At 66.2% G+C, this 19,496-nt stretch carries 12 protein-coding genes and 1 pseudogene; 10 read left to right on the top strand and 3 right to left on the bottom strand.

Annotation, left to right across the window (positions count from 1 at the left end; all coding sequences use genetic code 11):
- The coding region (locus WMJ97_RS08940) for an aldo/keto reductase (protein ID WP_347348637.1) at nt 1-875 on the bottom strand (875 nt) is incomplete at its 3' end.
- 129 nt (nt 876-1,004) lie between these two features.
- Between WMJ97_RS08940 and WMJ97_RS08945 the strand changes: the two genes are divergently transcribed.
- Both WMJ97_RS08945 and WMJ97_RS08950 read left to right on the top strand, forming a co-directional pair.
- Nucleotides 1,005-2,036: a Dyp-type peroxidase gene (locus WMJ97_RS08945; protein ID WP_347348638.1), complete on the top strand. Its 1,032-nt coding sequence runs from the start codon at nt 1,005-1,007 to the stop codon at nt 2,034-2,036.
- Nucleotides 2,033-2,827, top strand: coding sequence for a family 1 encapsulin nanocompartment shell protein (locus WMJ97_RS08950; protein WP_347348639.1), 795 nt, complete (start codon nt 2,033-2,035; stop codon nt 2,825-2,827). Before WMJ97_RS08945 ends, WMJ97_RS08950 begins: the two co-directional genes overlap by 4 nt.
- A 107-nt stretch (nt 2,828-2,934) precedes the next feature.
- On the opposite strand, the gene WMJ97_RS08955 is transcribed toward WMJ97_RS08950, so the two are convergent.
- Together WMJ97_RS08955 and WMJ97_RS08960 are read right to left on the bottom strand one after the other, a co-directional pair.
- Complete coding sequence (locus WMJ97_RS08955) at nt 2,935-3,093, bottom strand: methionine/alanine import family NSS transporter small subunit (protein ID WP_347348640.1); 159 nt, start codon at nt 3,091-3,093, stop codon at nt 2,935-2,937.
- Entirely contained in the window at nt 3,090-4,652 is a 1,563-nt protein-coding gene (locus tag WMJ97_RS08960) for a sodium-dependent transporter (RefSeq protein WP_347348641.1), read from the bottom strand. Before WMJ97_RS08960 ends, WMJ97_RS08955 begins: the two co-directional genes overlap by 4 nt.
- 598 nt (nt 4,653-5,250) lie before the next feature.
- Here WMJ97_RS08960 and WMJ97_RS08965 point away from each other — a divergent pair.
- From WMJ97_RS08965 to WMJ97_RS09000, 8 genes and pseudogenes are all read left to right on the top strand, one after another.
- Nucleotides 5,251-6,357 carry a DNA cytosine methyltransferase gene (locus tag WMJ97_RS08965; RefSeq protein ID WP_347348642.1) on the top strand — a complete coding sequence of 369 codons (1,107 nt, stop codon included), beginning with the start codon at nt 5,251-5,253 and terminating at the stop codon, nt 6,355-6,357.
- A 158-nt stretch (nt 6,358-6,515) separates the two neighbouring features.
- A complete protein-coding gene (locus WMJ97_RS08970) occupies nt 6,516-11,123 on the top strand; it encodes a DEAD/DEAH box helicase family protein (protein WP_347348643.1) in 4,608 nt (1,535 codons plus the stop codon).
- The gene (locus WMJ97_RS08975) at nt 11,120-12,868 is read left to right on the top strand and encodes a UvrD-helicase domain-containing protein (RefSeq protein WP_347348644.1); all 1,749 of its coding nucleotides are present in this window, start codon (nt 11,120-11,122) and stop codon (nt 12,866-12,868) included. Before WMJ97_RS08970 ends, WMJ97_RS08975 begins: the two co-directional genes overlap by 4 nt.
- Nucleotides 12,865-15,975: a helicase-related protein gene (locus WMJ97_RS08980; protein WP_347348645.1), complete on the top strand. Its 3,111-nt coding sequence runs from the start codon at nt 12,865-12,867 to the stop codon at nt 15,973-15,975. The genes WMJ97_RS08975 and WMJ97_RS08980 overlap by 4 nt, the downstream gene beginning before the upstream one ends.
- A 5-nt stretch (nt 15,976-15,980) precedes the next feature.
- The gene (locus WMJ97_RS08985) at nt 15,981-17,681 is read left to right on the top strand and encodes a DUF1998 domain-containing protein (RefSeq protein WP_347348646.1); all 1,701 of its coding nucleotides are present in this window, start codon (nt 15,981-15,983) and stop codon (nt 17,679-17,681) included.
- A 38-nt stretch (nt 17,682-17,719) separates the two neighbouring features.
- Nucleotides 17,720-18,127: a very short patch repair endonuclease gene (locus WMJ97_RS08990; RefSeq protein ID WP_347348647.1), complete on the top strand. Its 408-nt coding sequence runs from the start codon at nt 17,720-17,722 to the stop codon at nt 18,125-18,127.
- Nucleotides 18,124-19,119, top strand: a complete 996-nt coding sequence (locus WMJ97_RS08995) for a hypothetical protein (protein WP_347348648.1) — start codon at nt 18,124-18,126, stop codon at nt 19,117-19,119. The genes WMJ97_RS08990 and WMJ97_RS08995 overlap by 4 nt, the downstream gene beginning before the upstream one ends.
- A 121-nt stretch (nt 19,120-19,240) precedes the next feature.
- Nucleotides 19,241-19,496 (top strand): annotated as a pseudogene (locus tag WMJ97_RS09000) (hypothetical protein); the annotation flags it as partial.

Here is a 19,496-nt window from a genome sequence, read left to right on the forward strand (position 1 = left end):
AGAGCGCCGCTCAGGCGCTCGAGCTCGTCGTCGTCGAGCGCGAGCTCGGCGGCCCGCGCGGAGTCGATGACGGACGCCGGCCGTGACGCCCCGGGGATCGGGATGACGTGCCCGCCGAGCGACAGCTCCCAGACGAGGGTGACCTGCTGGGGGCTGACGCCGTGGGCGTCCGCGATCTGCGCGATGACGGGGAACCGGTTGCCGACGGCGGCCGCTCCCCCACCGGTGCCGCCCAGCGGCGACCACGGCAGGAACGCGATCCCGCGCTCGCCGCAGAACGTGAGCTCGCCGTAGGAGGTGTGGTTGAACGTGGGCGAGAACTGGTTCTGGACGGCCGCCAGGCCGCCCTCGCCGAGCACGTCGAGCGCCACCTCAATCTCCTCGACGTTCGCGTTCGAGACGCCGACCTCGGCGATGATCCCGTCGGACTTGAGCTCGGCGAGCGTCTCAACGACGTCGGCGTAGCGCTGCGTCCGGTCGGGACGGTGCCAGTAGTAGAGGTCGATGCGGTCGACTCCCAGCCGCTCCCGGGACGCCTCCGCGGCGGCCCGCAGGTAGGCGGGCGAGGCGTCCCGGCCCCAGCCCTCGCCCTCGAAGCGCGTGATGCCGCCCTTCGTCGCGACGACCACGTGGGTCGTGTCGCCGGGGTAGGTGGCCAGCGCCTCGGCGACGATGCGCTCGTTGTCGCCGACGGCGTCCCAGGTGGGGGCGTAGATATCCGCGGTGTCGATCAGGGTGACGCCCGCGTCGAGCGCCGCGTGGACGGTCGCGAGCGCGCGCTCGTGCGGCGGGCGCTCGTTGCCCCCCATCGAGAACGGCATCGCCCCCAGCCCGATGGCCGACACCGTGAACTGTCCGAGGCTGCGTTGCTCCATGGGTCCAGCCTATCTCCCTTGTCGGAGGGCCCTTCGGCCCGCCCGGACGCCCGCCGCGCCGGGCGGCGGGCGTCCGGGCGGGTGATCGGGTGGGCTGCCCTGTCGGCCCCGACAAGTAGGGTAGGGACCGTGAGACCCCAGGACATCGTGACCACCCCCGCCAAGTCGGCGATCTTCCTCACCCTGACCGTGCGCCCCGGGCGCGAGGGCGAAGCGCGCGCCGGCATCGCCGAGATCGCGGCGCTCCACCGCTCGGTGAGCTTCCGCAATCCGGAATCGCTGCTCACGGTCGTGGTCGGCATTGGGGCTGAGGCGTGGGATCGTCTGTACGGCGTCCCTCGGCCCGCGTACCTGCACCCGTTCGAGCCGATCGGGGGCGGCAAGCACACGGCGGTCGCGACACCCGGCGACCTGCTCGTCCACGTGCGCGCGACGCAGATGGATGTCTGCTTCGAGCTGGCCCGGCACGCCATGACCGCGCTCGGCAGCAGCGTCGAGGCGGTCGATGAGGTGCACGGGTTCCGGTATTGGGATGACCGGGATCTGCTCGGCTTCGTCGACGGCACCGAGAACCCCACGGGGCCCGATGCGCTCGACACCGTGTACCTCTCCCCGGAGCAGGATGCGACGTGGGCGGGCGGCAGCTACGTGATCGTCCAGAAGTACGTGCACGACATGACAGCGTGGGATTCGCTGTCGGTCGAAGAACAGGAACGCGTGATCGGCCGCACCAAGCACGGGGACATCGAGATCCCCGACGACGTGCGGCCCACCAATAGCCACGTCACGGCCAACACGATCGAAGATCCGGACGGGACGGAGCACGACATCTTCCGGCAGAACCTGCCGTTCGGGTCGGTCGGCGACGGCGTCCTCGGGACCTATTTCATCGGATACGCGGCCGACCCGGGCACGACCGAGCTGATGCTGCGGCGCATGTTCATCGGCGAGCCGCCCGGCAACTACGACCGCATCCTCGACTTCTCGACCGCCGAGACCGGGTGCCTGTTCTTCGTGCCCCCGGCCGACTTCTTGGACGATCCGGAGCCTTACCTCGCCGCCGCGTCCGCTTCGGGCACGGCGTCCGCCAACGAATCAACGCCCGGGCGCGCCTCCGACGGGTCGCTCGGCATCGGCAGCCTCAAAAGGAGCGCATCATGAGCAACAACCTGCACCGCAACCTCGCCCCCATCACCGATGCGGCGTGGAACGAGATCGAGGAGGAAACGCGTCGCACGTTCACGCGCTGGATCGCCGGGCGTCGTGTCGTCGACGTCGAGGGGCCTGAGGGCGTCGGGTTGGCGGCGGTCGGCACCGGGCACCTGCGCGAACTCGACTCGCCCGAGCCGGGCGTCGAGGCGCGCCAGCGCGTGGCGCAACTCGTGGTCGAGTTGCGCGTGCCGTTCCGGGTGAGCCGGGCGGCCGTCGACGACGTCGAGCGCGGCTCGAAGGATTCTGATTGGCAGCCGGTGAAGGACGCCGTCGAGCGGCTCGCGCTCGCGGAGGATCGGGCGATCTTCCACGGCAACGAGGCGGCGGGCATCGACGGCATCGTGCCGACCAGTTCGAACGAGCCGGTCGCCCTGCCGGAGGATGTTCGCGAGTTCCCGGACGCCGTGGCCAAGGCGGCCTCGGCCCTGCGGCTCGCGGGCGTCGACGGGCCGTACGCGCTGTGCCTGTCGGCTGAGTTGTACACGGCGGTGTCGGAGACGACCGATCACGGCTACCCGATCCGAGAACATCTCGAGCACGTGGTCGGCGACATCGTGTGGGCGCCCGGTCTCGACGGGGCGCTGCTGTTGTCGACGCGCGGCGGCGACTACGCACTGCACCTCGGCCAGGATCTCTCGATCGGGTACCTCTCGCACGACGCCGACAGTATCGAGCTGTACCACCAGGAGACGCTGACGTTCCTCGTCTATACGAGTGAGGCGAGCGTCGCGATCCGCTGAGGACGCCGAGGGCGTCCCCGAGCACGTGGGGCCCCGGCGGTCGGCCGCTGACGGCCGGCTGCCGGCGGCGTCCTGGGAGGACGGCGTCCGAGGGAACGCGGCCCGCGTCAGATCTCGTATTCGGGGTACCGGTCGTACTCGTGATCGTCGAGCGGATGGTACTCGGACGACAGCGGGTGGGTCACCAGGAAGACCGTGGAGAACACCAGGCCGCCCCAGATGATCAGGATGGCCACGATCATCATGACCAGCGCGAGGGCGCTCATGCGGACACCTCCTCACCGGCGCGGTGCGTCCGGCCTTCCAGCGGCACGGGGGTGAACCTGTCGACCTCGGTGCGCCACTTCAGCATGGTGGCGACGACGGCGAGCAGGACGATAAAGAGGACGGTCCCCCAGCCGAAGGTCATGTTGAAGGTCGCCGGGTAGCTCTTCGGGTCGTAGCCGGCCGTCGCGTAGGTGACCACGGTAACGACCAGGATGTAGGCGAGCACGATCGGGTTCAGGATGCCGATGGCCCACCGCCACCAGGACCCCAGCTTCAGCGTGGAGATCTGGTTGAGGTGGAGTTGGATGTCGCGCAGCTTCCGGGCGATGAAGACGACCGCGACGCACTCGAACACCGCGGCGCCGAGGATGCCGATGTTGTTCGCGAAGGCGTCCACGATGTCGAGCGCGTTGAGTCCGTTCGTCGTCGAGAAGAGGACGACGGACAGCACGAACCCGACGCCGATGATGATCGCCACAGCCACCGGACGCCGCAGGTTGAACTTCTCGCGGACGGCCGCGACGATCACCTCGAGGATGCTCACCAGGGACGTGAAGCCGGCCAGCAGCAGCGAGCCGAAGAACATCACGCCGAAGAACGGGCCGCCCGGCATCGTGGAGATGACTTGGGGGAACGTGATGAACGACAGCGTCACGCCGGTGATGCGGTCGAGGTCGCTGACCGCGACGCCTTGGGTGTGGGCCATGAACCCGAGCGTGGCGAACACGCCGAAGCCCGCCAGCAGCTCGAACGAGCTGTTCGCGAATGCGGCGACGAACCCGGTGGGGACGAGGTTCGCGCGCGGCTTCAGGTAGCTCGAGTAGGTCAGCATGATGCCGAACGCGACGGAGAGGGAGAAGAAGATCTGCGTGTAGGCGGCCACCCAGACGCGCGGGTTGGCCAGGGCGGGCCAGTCGGGGGTGAAGAACGCGTTGAGGCCCTCGACGGCGCCCGGCAGGAACAACGCCCGCACGACGAGCGCCAGGAACATCACCAGCAGCAGCGGGATCGCCACCTTGTTGACGAGTTCGAGGCCCTTGTTCACGCGTCCGGACATCACGATGAGCACGAAGATCCACAGGCCCACGACCGGCCAGAAGACCGCCCAATCGAGGGACGCCGTGAAGCCCGGGTCGCTGACGTGGAGGAAGTCGCCGGTGAAGAACTTAGCCGGGTCGGAGCCCCAGGCGATGTTCAGCGAAAAGCCGAGGTAGGAGACCGCCCAGGCGAGCACGACCACGTAGTAGCTCATGATCACGACGCAGATCGCGACCTGGAGCCAGCCGATCACCTCGAACGGCTTGCCGAGCCGCCGGAAGGCCGCCGGCGCCGAGCCGCGGAACCGGTGGCCGAGGCCGTAGTCGAGCATCAGGATCGGGATGCCGGCCGTCAGCAGCGCGACGAGGTACGGGATGATGAACGCGCCGCCCCCGTTGGTGTACGCGACGCCCGGGAAGCGCCAGATGTTGCCTAGCCCCACGGCCGACCCGATCGCCGACATCAGGAACCCGAACTGGCCCGAGAACTGCTCCCGGGGTGCGGCGGTGTCGTTGGCCATGAACGTCCTCTCACGACGGTTGATGCGCCGACAACGTAACGCCCTGTCTCCGTCGATGCCACGCGTCTCACCCGGAGGAGTCGTGTGGGAGTGCCCAATCGTCGGCGATCGCGGCTTCACCGGACGAGCGGCCGTGGGCCCACAGGGAATCGAACCCTGAACCCGCGGATTAAAAGACCGTCTCGGAAATCGTTTTCACTACGCAACTTACGGTTGCGTAATCACTTTCGTGCACGCCCAATGTACAAGATTCAACTTTTGAAATCCGCGGATTGATGGTCTCGATCGACCTCGCCCAGGCTTGCCCCAAGCCGGAGCGATGCGTACTCATCCAATCGCCAGGGCGGTCTCTGAGTAGAGGTCGGGAGGCATCGGGCCGGCTAGCTTCCAGGTGATTGCGATGGGACGGTCGCCGGTGTGCGAGACGTGGGTCGCTGCTCCGCCCACGAGGATGCGCTTTCGCAACGCGTCGCTAGTCACGGAAGTCATCGAGCCCCAGGGCCGGGGTCGTACCTACTCCACGCTGCTCGCTGTGCTCGCAGGCCGCGACGGGCGCGTCTCGGAGAGCTGAGTCGGCCCCTGCCTCTAGGATCAAGGGGTGAGCATCGAGGGGGCCGGACCGACGACGAAGCTGCGGGTCCTCGATCTATTCGCCGGGGCCGGCGGCCTCAGCGAGGGCCTTCGTCACTCGGGATACTTCGAAACCGTTCAGGCGGTAGAGATGGATCCCGAAGCTGCGGCGACCTACTCACTGAACCACCCCGAGGCAGACATCTACGTCGGCCCGATCGAGGACTGGCTGCAGACCGCGACGATGCCTGCAATCGATGTGATCATCGGCGGCCCGCCCTGTCAGGGGTTCTCTCAACTCGGAAAACAGGACGTCGAAGACGAGCGCAACGCGTTGTGGCGCGAATACGCCCACACGATTGTTGTCACCGAGCCCGCACACTTCGTGGTGGAGAATGTCGCCGCTTTCCTGCAGTCCCCTCAGTTCAAGCAGTTCGAATCCGAGTTCTCCGACGGCGGGTCGCTGCACGACTATGCGTTTCAGGCCGCCGTTCTGAATGCGGCGGACTACGGCGCGCCCCAGGCGCGTCGCCGCGCCGTCCTGATCGGACACCGCCGCGACCTACCCTTCCCCGGTTGGCCGGTGAAGACCCACGTGAGCTGCCACAGGTCGGTGGAGGACGCCTTCCGCGACATCGTGGCCCAACCCAAGCGGGATCTTCCCGAGCGCCGAATCACGGTCGGCGGACGCGACTATGCCGGCCCTTTCCGGACCTCGGAGCTCCATGTCGGACGCAACTACTCCGACCTCTCGCTCCAGCGCTTCGCGTGCATACCTGCAGGTGGGAACCGCTTCGACATCGACGAGCGCTTGCTGGCTCCCTGCTGGAAGAAGCACCGATCCGGTTCCGGAGACGTGATGGGTCGCCTGTACTGGGATCGACCCTCCGTGACCATCCGCACCGAGTTCTTCAAGCCCGAGAAGGGTCGCTACCTCCATCCCGAGGAGCATCGGGCGATTACCCATCTTGAGGCGGCGGTCCTCCAGGGCTTCCCTCTCGACTACCAGTGGGTGGGCTCCAGGCTCTCGATCGCCCGGCAGATCGGAAACGCAGTGCCGATCCCCCTCGGAAAGGCGATCGGCCAACGCATCGGCAAGAGCGCCGCAGCATTACTCACGACGCCGGGCGCCTGAGCGCCGCCGGCTTGGCGCAACTCGAACCGCTTCGCGAACGATATTTTGTCATCCCCATGGGTGACGAAAGGCCTGAAACTCGAGGGACGTCCGGTTTCTGTCGGAGTCATCTGATTGAATGCTGATGATCTTAGAAGCGACGGCACGCAGGAGTTGCAGTGCAGGACTGGGCAGGACCCGGGGCGGACCTCGGAGAGTTCATCAACCGTCAGACCCAGGCCTGCCTGAGTGTGTACCGAGAAGACCCCCGGCGCGTCGAGGAGGACGCGGCCATCGAGGTCACCGCCGCCGAGGGTGGCTACGGGCGCAAGCAGCTGTTCGAACTCCTTCAGAACGCTGCCGACGCCCTGCGTGGCTCCCCAGGCAGGATCGACGCGATCCTGACGGACAAGTCTCTCTACGTCGCCAACGGTGGCAAGCCCTTCACAGAGGTCGGCGCCCAGAGCCTGTTGGCCAGCCACCTCTCACGTAAGTCGGGCGAAGACATCGGCCAGTTCGGGCTCGGGTTCAAGTCAGTCACCGCGATCAGCGACCATGTCGCGATCTTCAGCCGATCCGCCTCCTTCACCTTCGACAGAGACCGGTCTGCGCAGACCATCTCCGCCGCGGGCCTCGCCTCTCCGCGGTATCCGATGCTGCGTCTGGCCGAGGTGATCGAGCCTGGTCCAGAGTCGGAGCGAGACCCCGTACTCGCGAGCCTCATGACGTGGGCATCCACGATCGTGCGCGTGTCGCTCAAGGCGGGTCAGAGGACCTTGGGCGAGGATATCGAGAAGTTTCCGGCCGCATTCCTGCTGTTCTCGCCGGACATCACCGAGATGCACCTGGATGATCGAGGCGCCTCGCTCCACCGCACCTTCCGGAGGTCGACCAACGACGTCGGCGAAGTCCTGATCTCCGACAACGAACAGACGTCTCGCTGGATCGTCGAATCCACGATCCACCAACTGACCAGGAGGGCGCTCGAGGACGCCGGGGAGATCATCAGGCGACCCGTTGTGGAGGTCTCGTGGGCGGTATCAGTGCCTGGGGCGCGTGGGTTGGGAAGCGTCTGGGCCTACTTCCCCACGAACATCCAGACGACGCTTTCGGGCATCGCCAATGCGCCCTGGAAGCTGAGTTCTGATCGTCTGGCCATGGTGCCGGGTGACTACAACGAGGAGCTGCTCATCGAGGTCCTGCCCGGCCTCGTGGCACGCGGGTTGGCGAGGATGAAGTCATCCGGCGACCCGGCGGCCCTGCTGGACGCACTGCCGGCCCGCGGCAAGGAGGCTCGATCGTGGGCAGACGACAAGATCAACGAGCCGATCTTCGAAGCCACGTCCAAGGCGACATGTGTCCCCGATCAAGATGGCACGCTTCGGCGCCCCGCCCAGCTCACTCTTCACCCAGCTGGCCTGCCACAGGCCTGGAAGGAAGCATGGTCGACGTCGCGCCCAGGTTCCTGGGTGCACCATTCGGTCGACCGCACCGCCGAGCGACGACTCAAGGCCGAGCGCCTCATCGCTGGTGGCAGGGGAAGCACGGTCAGCCTGACATCCTGGATCGACGCAGTAGCTGCGGACGGGGAACCAGACGCGAGCGCGGCCGCGCTTCGGCTGGCCGCCAAGATCATCAGCACCAACCGCGACTACCTGCCCGATGTACGCCGCGCCCACATCGTGCTTTTGGAGGACGGACAGCTGGCACGGCCCGAGAGAGGCAAGATCTTCCTCAGAAGCGAGGAAGGTTCCAGCGACCACGACTTCATCCACCCGGACCTGACGAAGATCACCGGGGTCGGCGATGCTCTCGCAACACTGGGAATCGAGGTGCTCAACCCGGCGGGAGAGCTCAGAGCAGCGCTCCAAGCAGCACCTGAGTCCCTCGCCTGGACAAGAATCTGGCACCTCTCGCGCGAGGTGGACGTCGAGACCGCACTGCTCATCTTTCGGGAGGAGCTGCCCCCACCTCTGACCCGGTCCGTCGCCGCGCGGATGAAGAGTGGGAAGTGGCGCCACTTGGAGCGCTGTTTCCTCGCCGGCGAGGTCATCCCGGGGGATGGCTCGCGGGATGCCGAGTACCTGATCGATCCGGTGTTCCATACGAGGGACGAGGCTCTGCTTGAACGCTGCGGTGCGGTGTCCTCACCTCGGTTGGTGAGCGGGCTACCGGACGAACCCTGGCTGGTCGGATACAAGGCCCAACGGGCGGAGCGCTACTGCAACCAGCTTCCATCGCAGAACGCTCTTCAACCAGACAGAGTGGCAGTAGTGGGACCCGACGTTCCCTGGCCACTGGAATTGATGTCGTCTCTCACCCTGCCCGGCAAAGCTGCGATCACCAGACGCATCCTCGACTTCGCCTGCTACGAGCGATGGAAAGTGATGCATGCCACCAGCAACCACTTCCCGGTCAAGAGCATCCCTAATCCGGCCGCAGTGCGGATTGTCAACTACGGCGCGCTACCCACATCGATCGGGCCGGTCGACCCCTCGATCTGCCTGAGCCCGGATTCGCCGCTCCCGGATTGCTTCCCGAAAGCCGACGTGTCGACGTCTTGGGCCGAAGCACTCAAGCTTCCCGAAGACTGTTCGGGATGGGGCGAGGCGGAATGGGAGGCGTTCCTCAGAGACACCGAGACGCGGCGGCCCGTGGATCGCACCACGGTGTATGCGCTCGCGGCTCGGACGGGCGTGCCCGCACCCCAGTCCATCCTTGCCCAACGCTCGGTGAACGGAACGATGCGCGTCGCTCCCGGCGACGCCGCGGCGACGGATGACGCCGAGGTCTACTCGTCACTCATGCTCGCCGGGATCCCTGCGCTCCTCACCACCGACGCCGCAGACCACGCCGATCTCGTGAATCACTGGGGGTTGGCGGACGGCCGCGACATGCTGCGGGAGGAGATCGTCGCCCACCCCGACAGCGAACCGACACTGCTGATCGACCGCTACCCGCCGCTACGGATCTACGACCGGGAGATCGCCGACCTCGACAACCTGCTCGTACAGACCTGCTCAGCCATCGACGTACTCATCTCCACGCCGAAGGGCCAGGAGACTCGAGCTGTCCTGTTCCACCGCTCCGAAGACGTGCTGCACGTCATCAACGGAAGCGAACAACAGATCCTCGAACGCCTGGCCGACGCTTTGCGGGTCAGGGTGAACGTTCACCTGGTCATCGACCAGATGGAGCGACAGGCACGGAGCAAGCTACGGCTCGACATCCGCGCCGCCGACGATCTCGCCGAGAAGCTTGTCATCGCCGTGGGCGAGGACACGTTGCGCGCTCGATTGCCCAAGACGGCGATCGATGACCTCGAGCGGGCCAAACGATCCCCACTGAGCCCCTCCGAGTTGGCCGAACTCGCACTGTCGGTGCACGGCTACCTCGTGTTGAGCGAGCTGCGACCCGAGCTCACCGAAGCGGGCCTGGAGCCCCCTCGCGTGTGGGCCGGATCTCGCGAGGCCCGAAAGTTCGTGGAAGGGCTGGGTTTCCCGCCCGAGTACGCAGGCTTCCCGGGCGCGAACCTGTCCCCAGTCCTCGACGTGGACGGGCCGGTCACCCTGAGCCCCCTGCACGACTATCAGGAGAGGGTCGTCGAGAGGATCCGCGATCTGCTCACCCTGCCGCGAACAGAGAAGCGCGGCATGGTCACGCTCCCGACGGGCGCGGGAAAGACCCGCGTCGCCGTGGAAGCGGTCATTCAGATCGCCGCGGCGAAGCCTTTGGGCGGCCCTGTGATCTGGATCGGTCAGTCCGAGGAGCTGTGCGAACAGGCCGTGCAGGCGTGGGCGTATGTCTGGCGGGCCATCGGGCGCGGCTCGATGACGATCTCCCGCTTCTGGCGCGGGAACGAAGCGAGCGAGGCCGGGCCCGAAACGTTCCAGGTAGTCGTCGCGACGATCGACAAGCTCCGGGAAGCCATCGACAAGCCGGCCTACGAATGGCTCAAGGAGTCCGCCCTGATCATCGTCGACGAAGCGCACACGTCGATCGCGCCGAGCTACACGAACGTGTTCCGCTGGCTGGGTGGAGAGAGCATCACCACTCGCATGACGACGCCTCTTCTCGGGCTCACCGCGACCGCGTACCGGGGCCACAATGAGGAGGAGACCAAGCGCCTCGTCGGCCGCTACAGCCACAACCAGCTCGACGACGGCGTCTTCGGCGAAGAGGAGCCCTACCACTACCTGCAGGAGCGTGGAATGCTCGCGCACGTTCAGCAGGAGGTCTTGAGCGGAATGAACATCGCCTGGACGCCCGAGTTGGAGAGGCACCTGGGACAGTTCGGCACTCTCCCCCGCGATGTGGAGAACTCGGTCGGTCAGAACTTCGAGCGCAACCAGGTGATCCTGGAGTCCATCACCCGCCAACCGGATGAGTGGACGACGCTCCTTTTCGCGAGCTCGGTGGAACACGCCCGAGCACTCGCGGCGGAACTCAGCTACTACGGCATCGCCTCTCGACCGATCTCTGGGGCGACGGATCCTGCTCTGCGTCGCCGGTACATAGAACAGTTCCGCGACGGTGACATCCGCGTACTCACCAACTACGCCGTTCTCACACAGGGCTTCGACGCGCCGAAGGTCCAGGCGGTCTATGTGACCCGACCCACCTTCAGCCCCAACCTCTACCAACAGATGATCGGACGCGGCCTGCGAGGGCCGCTTAACGGAGGCTCGGAGCAGGTGCTCATCGTCAACGTCGCCGACAACCTTGAGCAGTACGGCGGCCAGCTCGCGTTCCACCACTTCGACTACCTGTGGAGGCCAGATCAGTGACGATCACGACTGACGACCGCACCATCGAACTGGACAACGAACAGCGGCGTGTCGCCGAAGCACCAGCCGAGGAGCGGCTCTACGTCACTGCGGGGCCAGGGAGCGGCAAGACCGAGACGGTCAGCGCACGTATCCAGTACCTCCTCGAGGCGGAGAATCTGGGCGGCAACGAGGTTCTGGTGATCAGCTTCTCGCGCGCGGCCGTCGAGGCGATCCAACGGCGACAGCGGCTCAACGGCGCGCGATCGTGGGTATGGGTGACCACGCTCGACAGCCTTGCGACCCGAATTCTCTCCGACACGGAGGTCGACGTCACCGGTCTCGGGTTCGACACCCGCATCAAGAGGCTGGCGCAACTACTGGCGAATGACGAGATCGAAGATCCTCTCCCGGACGTCCGCCACGTCATCATCGACGAAGCACAGGATGTAGTTGGAGTTCGTGCGGACCTGGTCCGGCTCTTGCTGGAGAGCCTCCCCGAAGACGTCGGGTTCACGATGCTCGGAGACCCCCGGCAGGGCATCTACGACTTCCAGCTCGAAGAGAACTTCGACGATCCGGACCTCCTCCTGCAGGCCGCTCAGGACTTGCACGCGGTCGACGTCGAGCTCGGAGGCCAGTACCGCGCGCAGACAGACGATGCTCGTCTCGCAATGACACTCCGCGGGACGGATCGGGCGGACATCGCCTGGATCAACGAGATGCAGCGGTTCGTGACGGCGAAGCCGAGCTTCGATCTCGACGGTCTGGCCGAACAGCTGAATGGATCAGCCGGCGATGTCGCGATCCTCACCCAGTCCAACGCCCAAGCGCTCACCGTCGCCCGCCGTCTGCAGGAGCGCGGCGTGCAGATCGAACTTCTCGCCCGGGCCGCCGATCGCTCGATCGATCCCTGGCTGGCCGAGGCGTTCGCGGATGCGCCCGGCTCGCTCACCCGCGATCAATTCGAGGAGCTCGCGAGGGCGGTGGCTCCGATCGATCCGAGCGAGGCGTGGAGCCTTTGCCGTCGCATCACCAGTGGCAAAACGAAGTTCCTGAACGTCAGGGAACTGACTCAACGGCTCGCCTCGGGGATCGTACCGGTCGCGCTGACCCGTCGGCGGGAGCACATCACGGTGTCGACTGTGCACCGGGCCAAGGGGCTCGAGTTCGATCAAGTCATGCTGTTGGATCCGGACGAGTGGTACGGCGACGAGGACGCGGCCTACGGCCGCGCGCTCTATGTGGCTATCACGCGACCTCGTCGCAGATTGTTCACCTTCACCCGCGACAAGGAGGCGAAGTACTGGCGCACCGACGACAGGACCGAGCGCGCCTTCCGCACCAACTACAAGGGGAAGGGCACCACCGGGTTCGAGATCCGCGGGTCCGACTGGCGCGAACCGCAACCGCCCGCTGCGGATAACGATCCCCGGAGCGCCCAGGAGCTCCTGCGAACACTGGCCAGCGCAGGCACCCCCGTCCCTGTTGACATCCGGTTCACCGCATACGAGTCCACCTTGAGCCGACCGCGATACGACGCCTACGTCGACGACGTTCACATCGGCACGCTGGGCGAGCGGTTCATCGAAGTGCTCAACCGGCGGCTGGGCAAACACGACGGCTGGCCGAACATCGCCGGGACCTACTTCGCCGGCGTCGAAACGGTGGCCGGCCCACCCCAGGCCGGGCCCGTCGGAAGCAACGGCTTATGGCTGAGCCCCCTCATCGTCGGCCCCGCAGACCTCGATTGGAGAAGGGCATGAGTGAAACAGCGGCCTTCTACGCCGCCCGCGACTTCATGGTGCAGGCACTAAGGGACGAGCTGATCGGGTCGCCGAACGTCGCCGTCGTCACCGAGACACCGATGAACCGGTTCGTCACCGGGATCCTGTTCCCCCAGGAGCCCCAACAGAAACCCACCGAAGAGGCAGACGGGGCAATCCCGGGGCCGGAAGCCGATCGTCAGATCCCTGACAGCGACGAGGGCACCGACACCTTCGAGGCCGTCGACACACCGGTCTCGCTGAGCCACGTGCGCTATCCGTCCGCCTTCGGAATGTCGTTCAGCGTCGACGGGGCCACAACAGAGCTCAGCGTCGAGGTGGCGGCCGCCCGGTACGAGGACAAGGACGGCAAGTGGCACCGCCGCCCCGTCACACCACCGCCCGTCGCCGTGTCGGTCGACTCGATCGGCGTGCTGCGCCCCATCACTATCGCCCCGACGCTCGAGCTCCACGTCGTCGTCCGCGAGACCAGGTCGGGCGCACGACCCATCACGCTGGCATTGGTCAACACGGCCGAGTCGCCCGCCCAGGGACTGCGGGACGGTTACGCCTGGTATCAGGTGGAGCTGAAGGTGGCCTGCCCCAACGGCTTCCTCGACCGTCCGACCCATACCTCGACGGGGCTCGAAGACGCGGACGTCGCCAGCAATCGGCTGCTGTTCCGCGATGCACGCAACCTGGCGATCGGTCACGGCTGCGCCGTCGAATGGACCGACGCGGACGTCGTCACCGAACTGCGGATGGCCTTCATCCCCGCACGCGATGTCCTGCGCGCGGACACGAAGATCAAGCGGGTGCCCAAGCTTCCGATGTCGGCATTCGCAGAGGGGCGGGGGTTCGCCCTTCTCGAGCAACTCGTCCAGCGGTACCGGGATTGGATCGAGGACCAGCGACTCCGCATCCCCACCCTCACCGATGATCACCTCAAGGAGACCGCCGACCAGCACCTTTCTCTGGCGACCACCGCCGCCGATCGAATGGAAGGTGGCCTGCGAAGGCTGCACGACGACGCCGAGGTCAGGCGTGCGTTCGAGCTGATGAACCGCGCCATGCACGAGCAACGGAACAAGCAGGAATGGATCCGGAACGGCGCCGCTCCGGCTGAACAGTACTGGCGCCCGTTCCAGATCGCCTTCATCCTGATGAACATCCGCGGTCTCGCCGACCCGGACGACTCTGAGCGCAACCTCGCGGACCTGCTCTGGTTCCCGACCGGTGGCGGCAAGACCGAGGCCTACCTGGGCCTGATCGGGTTCGCGATCCTGCTGCGCCGCATCAAGAACCCGCAGCACGGCGGCGTTTCCGTGCTCATGCGCTACACACTTCGCCTGCTCACGTTGCAGCAGTTCGAACGAGCGGCTGGGCTCATCTGCGCCCTCGAGCTGATCCGCAAGAGCGAACTACCCTCCAGTGCCGGGATCAGCCTCGGGCTATGGGTGGGACAGGCGGCGACGCCGAACAACCTCCAGGACGCCAAGACCGCCCTCGCCAAGCTGAAGAGGGGCGAGTCGCTCAACGAGAACAACCCCATGCAGCTGACACGCTGCCCCTGGTGCGGGACCCACCTCTCACCCAACGACTACTGGATCCAGCAGTTCCCACAGGCGCAGATGACCATCCGCTGCCCGAACACCACCTGTGAGTTCCACAGCGGTATTCCGGCCCACGTCGTGGATTCGGAGGTCTATGCGGTTCGCCCCTCGCTGGTGATCGGGACCGTGGACAAGTTCGCGATGATGGCGTGGCGGGCGGAGGCACAGTCCCTCTTCTCGGTCGATGGAGCGCATCCGAAACCGGATCTGATCGTTCAGGACGAGTTGCACTTGATCAGCGGGCCGCTGGGCACCATGGTCGGGCTCTACGAGACCGCGGTCGACGCCGCGTGCACGGACGAGGGCAGTCACCGCCCCAAGCTGATCGCCTCAACCGCCACCATTCGCCGGGCGACCGCTCAGATGGCGAGCGTCTTCGACCGCGAGGCGCGGCAGTTCCCGCCACCGGGCCTCGACTCCGGTGACTCCTTCTTCTCCACAGACGCCGACCCGGAAAACACCGGAACCCGGCAGTACGTCGGGGTGATGGCCCAGGGCGTCACGCACACCTACCTGATGGTCCGCACCTATGCTGCGCTGCTTCAGGCCGCGGCCGACCTGGATGCCCCCGATGAGGTGCGCGATGCCTACTGGACGCTGATGGGCTACTTCAACAGCCTGCGAGTGCTCGGCGGCGCGGCCATGCAGGTGACCGATGACGTGCCCGCGCAGATGCAGGTCATCGCGAACCGGCACGGCACGACGGAGCGAGATCCGGGAGAGCCGTCCGAACTCACGTCCCGAATCGCCTCCTCCGACATCCCCGAACGGCTCATGCAACTCGGCTGGGCTTACGGCAGCCAGAACGAACCACTGAACGTCGTGCTCGCCACCAATATGATCTCGGTCGGCCTCGACGTCGACCGACTCGGGCTGATGGCGGTGATGGGGCAGCCACAGGCCACGGCGGAGTACATCCAGGCGACCAGCCGCGTCGGGCGCCGCAATCCGGGCCTGGTCGTGGTGATCTACAACTCCACCCGGTCCCGCGACCTGTCCCACTACGAGTCCTTCTCGACCTACCACCGGGGTTTGTACCGCCAGGTGGAGCCGAACAGCGCCACACCGTTCTCGCCACGCGCCAGGGACCGCGGCCTGCACGGCTGTCTGGTCGCCTACGCCCGGAACACCGAGCCGAAACTCTCGGCCGACATCGCCGCGGCGTTGGTCTCGACGACGCCGGACGTCCTGGATCCGGTCGTCCAGCGAATCCTGGAGCGCGCTCAACGGGTCGCACCCGAACAGGTCAGCGCGACCGAGGCGCAGTTGCGGCAGCTCGTTCACGCGTGGGCAGAAGCTGGTCAGCACGGCAACCTCAAGTACGCCGGGTGGCTCAACGGCGCCGGGGCGCTTCTGGGCCAGGCCGACAGCACGCTCACCGACACAAACAGTCCGCCAGCATTCCCCGTCGAGGGCGCACCCTGGGCGACCCTAACCAGCCTTCGGGATGTCGATGCGGTCAGCAGCTTCTACGAGATCTCCGAGAAGGGGTGACTCCTGTGGCCAGAATTCTGGGTGAGTCTCGACGTTCCCAGCTGATCGGCACCTTCGGTGTCGGCGCGATGTTCCCAGCGCCGGAACAGAGCCTGATGATCTGCGGGATCGACCATTGGCATCCCGATCACTGCCCGGAGATCGCTGAACCGCGGCTGGCGAAGAGCCTCGGAGTGTCGCTCCTGCGTAGCCCGTCGGCCGGCCGCAGCAAGGGCGGCGACATCCCGGTCGTCCGTTTCCCCCGCTACTACTTCTGCCCGGAATGCCGCCGACTCGATGTGTGGAAGCACTTCGACACGACCCAGAAGAGTCCGCGCTGCCCCGACGACAATCATGTCGTGGTGCCGTCACGTTTCGTGGTCGCGTGCAAGTTCGGCCACATCTCCGACTTCCCCTACTACCAGTGGGCGCACTCCCCGAACCAGCAGCATGTCGGTGGGAAGGCCAGCCTGAGCCTGGTCACCAAGGGCGAAACGTCCTCCCTGTCCGACATCGAGGTCCGCTGCTCGTGCGGGGCCAGTCGGACCATGGACGGATCGTTCTCCCCCAAAGCGCTTGTTGGCATCCATTGGTGCGAGGGCAAACGGCCATGGCTGCCAGGGGCGGCCGACGAGACCTGCAAAGAGATCCCGCGAACACTCCAGCGAGGCAGTTCCAGCACCTGGTTCGGCAATCTCCGATCCGCCATCTCCATCCCGCCATGGTCGGAGGTGCACACGAAGATCAAGATGTCGTGGGCCTGGCTCAAGGGCTTGGACGATGCGACGCTGAGCGCTGTCTTCGCCCAGAGCGACTGGATTCCGCCGGGAAGCCACTGGACCGTGGAGAAGCTCGTCGAGATCGTCACCGACATCAGGAACGGCGAACCCCTCGACGAGGAGAAGCTCCGCGCTCAGGAGTACGACGCGATCCGGTCCGGCCACCCGGAAAAGGACCCCTCGGACCAGTTCGTCTGCAATCGGGTCGAACTGCCGACCGGGTCCGAGCTCGCGTCCTTCGTGGAGGAGGTCCGCGAGGTCAGCCGGCTGCGCGAGGTCACGGCCTTGACATCCTTCAGCCGCCTTTTCCCCACCGGCGAGAGCGACGCGACCGCCGCGAACCTCTCCGCGGCACCGATCGACTGGCTGCCGGCGGTGGAGGTGTTCGGCGAGGGCATCTTCGTGAAGCTGGACGAGGGCAGAGTCACGGACTGGACGGCGCGCGCTTTCGCACAGAGGCGTACCGGGCTGATCCGCGGGGCCGCCGCGACGTCGTTCTACCGTCCGACGGTCTCGGCGCGGCTGTTGCTGGTGCATTCGTTCGCCCACGCACTGATGAACGAACTCAGCATGGACGCCGGCTACCCGGTGGCCTCGCTCCGGGAGCGGATCTATGCCGCCGACGGGCAGGCCGGAGTCCTCATCTACACCGCCACCGCCGACTCCGCAGGCAGCCTCGGCGGACTCTGCGCCCAGAGCGAACCCGGACGACTGACCGACGTCATCCGCAACGCCATGCAGCGAGCGCTGTGGTGCACGTCCGACCCGGTTTGCATCGAATCGCAAGGGACGGGCATCGACAACCTCAATCTCGCCGCCTGCCACGCCTGCCTGCTTGTCCCGGAGACCAGCTGCGAACATCGCAACACGCTCCTCGATCGAGCTCTGCTCATCGGCGTCCCGAGCGACCCCCGAGCAGGCTTCTTCAGCGGGTTGACCCAGATGTGACCGAGTCCTGGGCGAGCTCCCCCGGAACCAGGGCGAGCATGAAGTCGAACCGCCGCAGGGACACCGGCCCCGAACTCGCGGTCCGTCGGCTCCTGCACGCCCGAGGGCTGCGCTATCGCGTGGACGAACCGCTCGACTTCGACCGACGCCGCCGGGCAGACATCGTCTTCACCAGGGCACGCCTGATCGTCTTCATCGACGGCTGCTTCTGGCACGGCTGCGAGCAGCACTACACGGTCCCGGCCACCCACCCGGAGTTCTGGGCGGAGAAGCGGGCCAAGAACATGGCCCGTGACGCCGAAACCACCGAACGGCTCCGGGCGGAGGGCTGGAACGTCGTGCGCTTCTGGGAACACGAGACTACCCAAGCCATCGCCGACGCCATTGCCGATGCCTACATCCGCCTGCGGAATCCGCGATCGAGCGAGGAGACGAACCCCGAATGAACCGAACCATCACCGTCCACGAGATCCTCAGGTACACCAAACCCCGGGCCATCGATCGGCTCTCCCACCCGTATCGGAACTACTGGGGCATTCAGCGGGATCCAGCCGATCCCGAAGCAGCCAACGTGCTCCAGGAGGCCGGCATCAACGCCCCTCGACTCGTCTCTGCTCCGGACGGACAGCGACTGCCCCTGCTCTCGCTGCGGTCAACACCGATCAAGTCCGGAACGGTGGAGACGCCCTGGCACGACGACTATCGGATGGGCGCGGGGAAGATCCGCTACTACGGCGACCACAAGGTCACCAGTCGGGTTCCGCTCGGGGAGACCACGGGCAACAGGCGGCTGCTCGACGTCTGGGCGAAGCACCGTAGTGGTTCTGCCTCGGTCCGCGCCGGCGCACCACCCGCCCTGGTGTTCCGCACAGTCACCGTCGAGACGCCCCAAGGCGCGCGCGAAAAGGGGTTCATCGAGTTCTGCGGACTCGTCGTCATCGAGGACGTCCAGGAAGTGATCCTCGAGGATCCGACCACGGGGCGCGCCTTCCCGAACTACGTCGCCGACCTCGCCGTGCTGTCCCTGGAGGAGGATCGCTTCGACTGGCGGTGGGTGGACGCCCGCCGCAAGCCCTGGCTTTCGGCTGAAGCGACGCTTCAGTTTGCTCCAGGATCATGGCGCGAATGGATCGCCGATGGTGCGGCATCCCTGCGCAGCGTTCGACGGCTCGAGGCAACCAAGTTCCTCGCCCGCACGAACAACCTGGACCGCGGTGCGCCGGATCCGATAACCCCGGGCCAAAGCCGAGCCCTCGCGGCGCCAGTCTCCCTCTTGGCTAGGCTGGCACGAGACGACAACGACGAATCCAGCCTAGAACAGCACTTCAGGGCCGCATTCTCGACCCTTCTTCATCAGATGGGCGCGTCAAGTGGGGTAACCCCCGAGAAGGCTGGCGACGTCGTTCGCGACAGTGGACGGCAATCCGTGGGACCTTGACCCCCAGGTGCGTTTGCATGGCTGTCGACCAGATTTTGTCCTGACCTCGCCCCACGTCGGGTCTCCCGTAGCCATCTTCACTGACGGCTATGAGTATCACGCCTCCCCGAGCTGCAATCGCTTGGCGGATGATGCAAGGAAGCGGGCCGATCTGCGCGCCCATGGGATCGAGGTGATCGCGGTGACCTACTCCGATCTGAAGCGATTCGTCGGTCACAAAGGCGTTCCGCAACCGCGGTGGTACGTGCCAATGCTTGCAGCGGTGTTCAAGAATCACTTCGGCTACGACGTACGGGCTTTGCAGACGCTACTCGGCGGGCCATTCGCCTGGCTTGAAGAGTGGATGCGCAACCCCAGGTCATCGGCTGCAACTGGAT

Source organism: Nigerium sp. (genome assembly GCF_039811905.1).
GTDB lineage: Bacteria > Actinomycetota > Actinomycetes > Propionibacteriales > Propionibacteriaceae > Propioniciclava.

Excerpts from the sequence above, each read along its gene's own strand:
- WMJ97_RS08990 (WP_347348647.1), top strand. The coding sequence starts at position 17,720 with ATGAAGTCGAACCGCCGCAGGGACACCGGCCCCGAACTCGCGGTCCGT.
- WMJ97_RS08980 (WP_347348645.1), top strand. The coding sequence starts at position 12,865 with ATGAGTGAAACAGCGGCCTTCTACGCCGCCCGCGACTTCATGGTGCAG.
- WMJ97_RS08950 (WP_347348639.1), top strand. The coding sequence starts at position 2,033 with ATGAGCAACAACCTGCACCGCAACCTCGCCCCCATCACCGATGCGGCG.
- WMJ97_RS08995 (WP_347348648.1), top strand. The coding sequence starts at position 18,124 with ATGAACCGAACCATCACCGTCCACGAGATCCTCAGGTACACCAAACCC.
- WMJ97_RS08955 (WP_347348640.1), bottom strand. The coding sequence starts at position 3,093 with ATGAGCGCCCTCGCGCTGGTCATGATGATCGTGGCCATCCTGATCATC.
- WMJ97_RS08960 (WP_347348641.1), bottom strand. The coding sequence starts at position 4,652 with ATGGCCAACGACACCGCCGCACCCCGGGAGCAGTTCTCGGGCCAGTTC.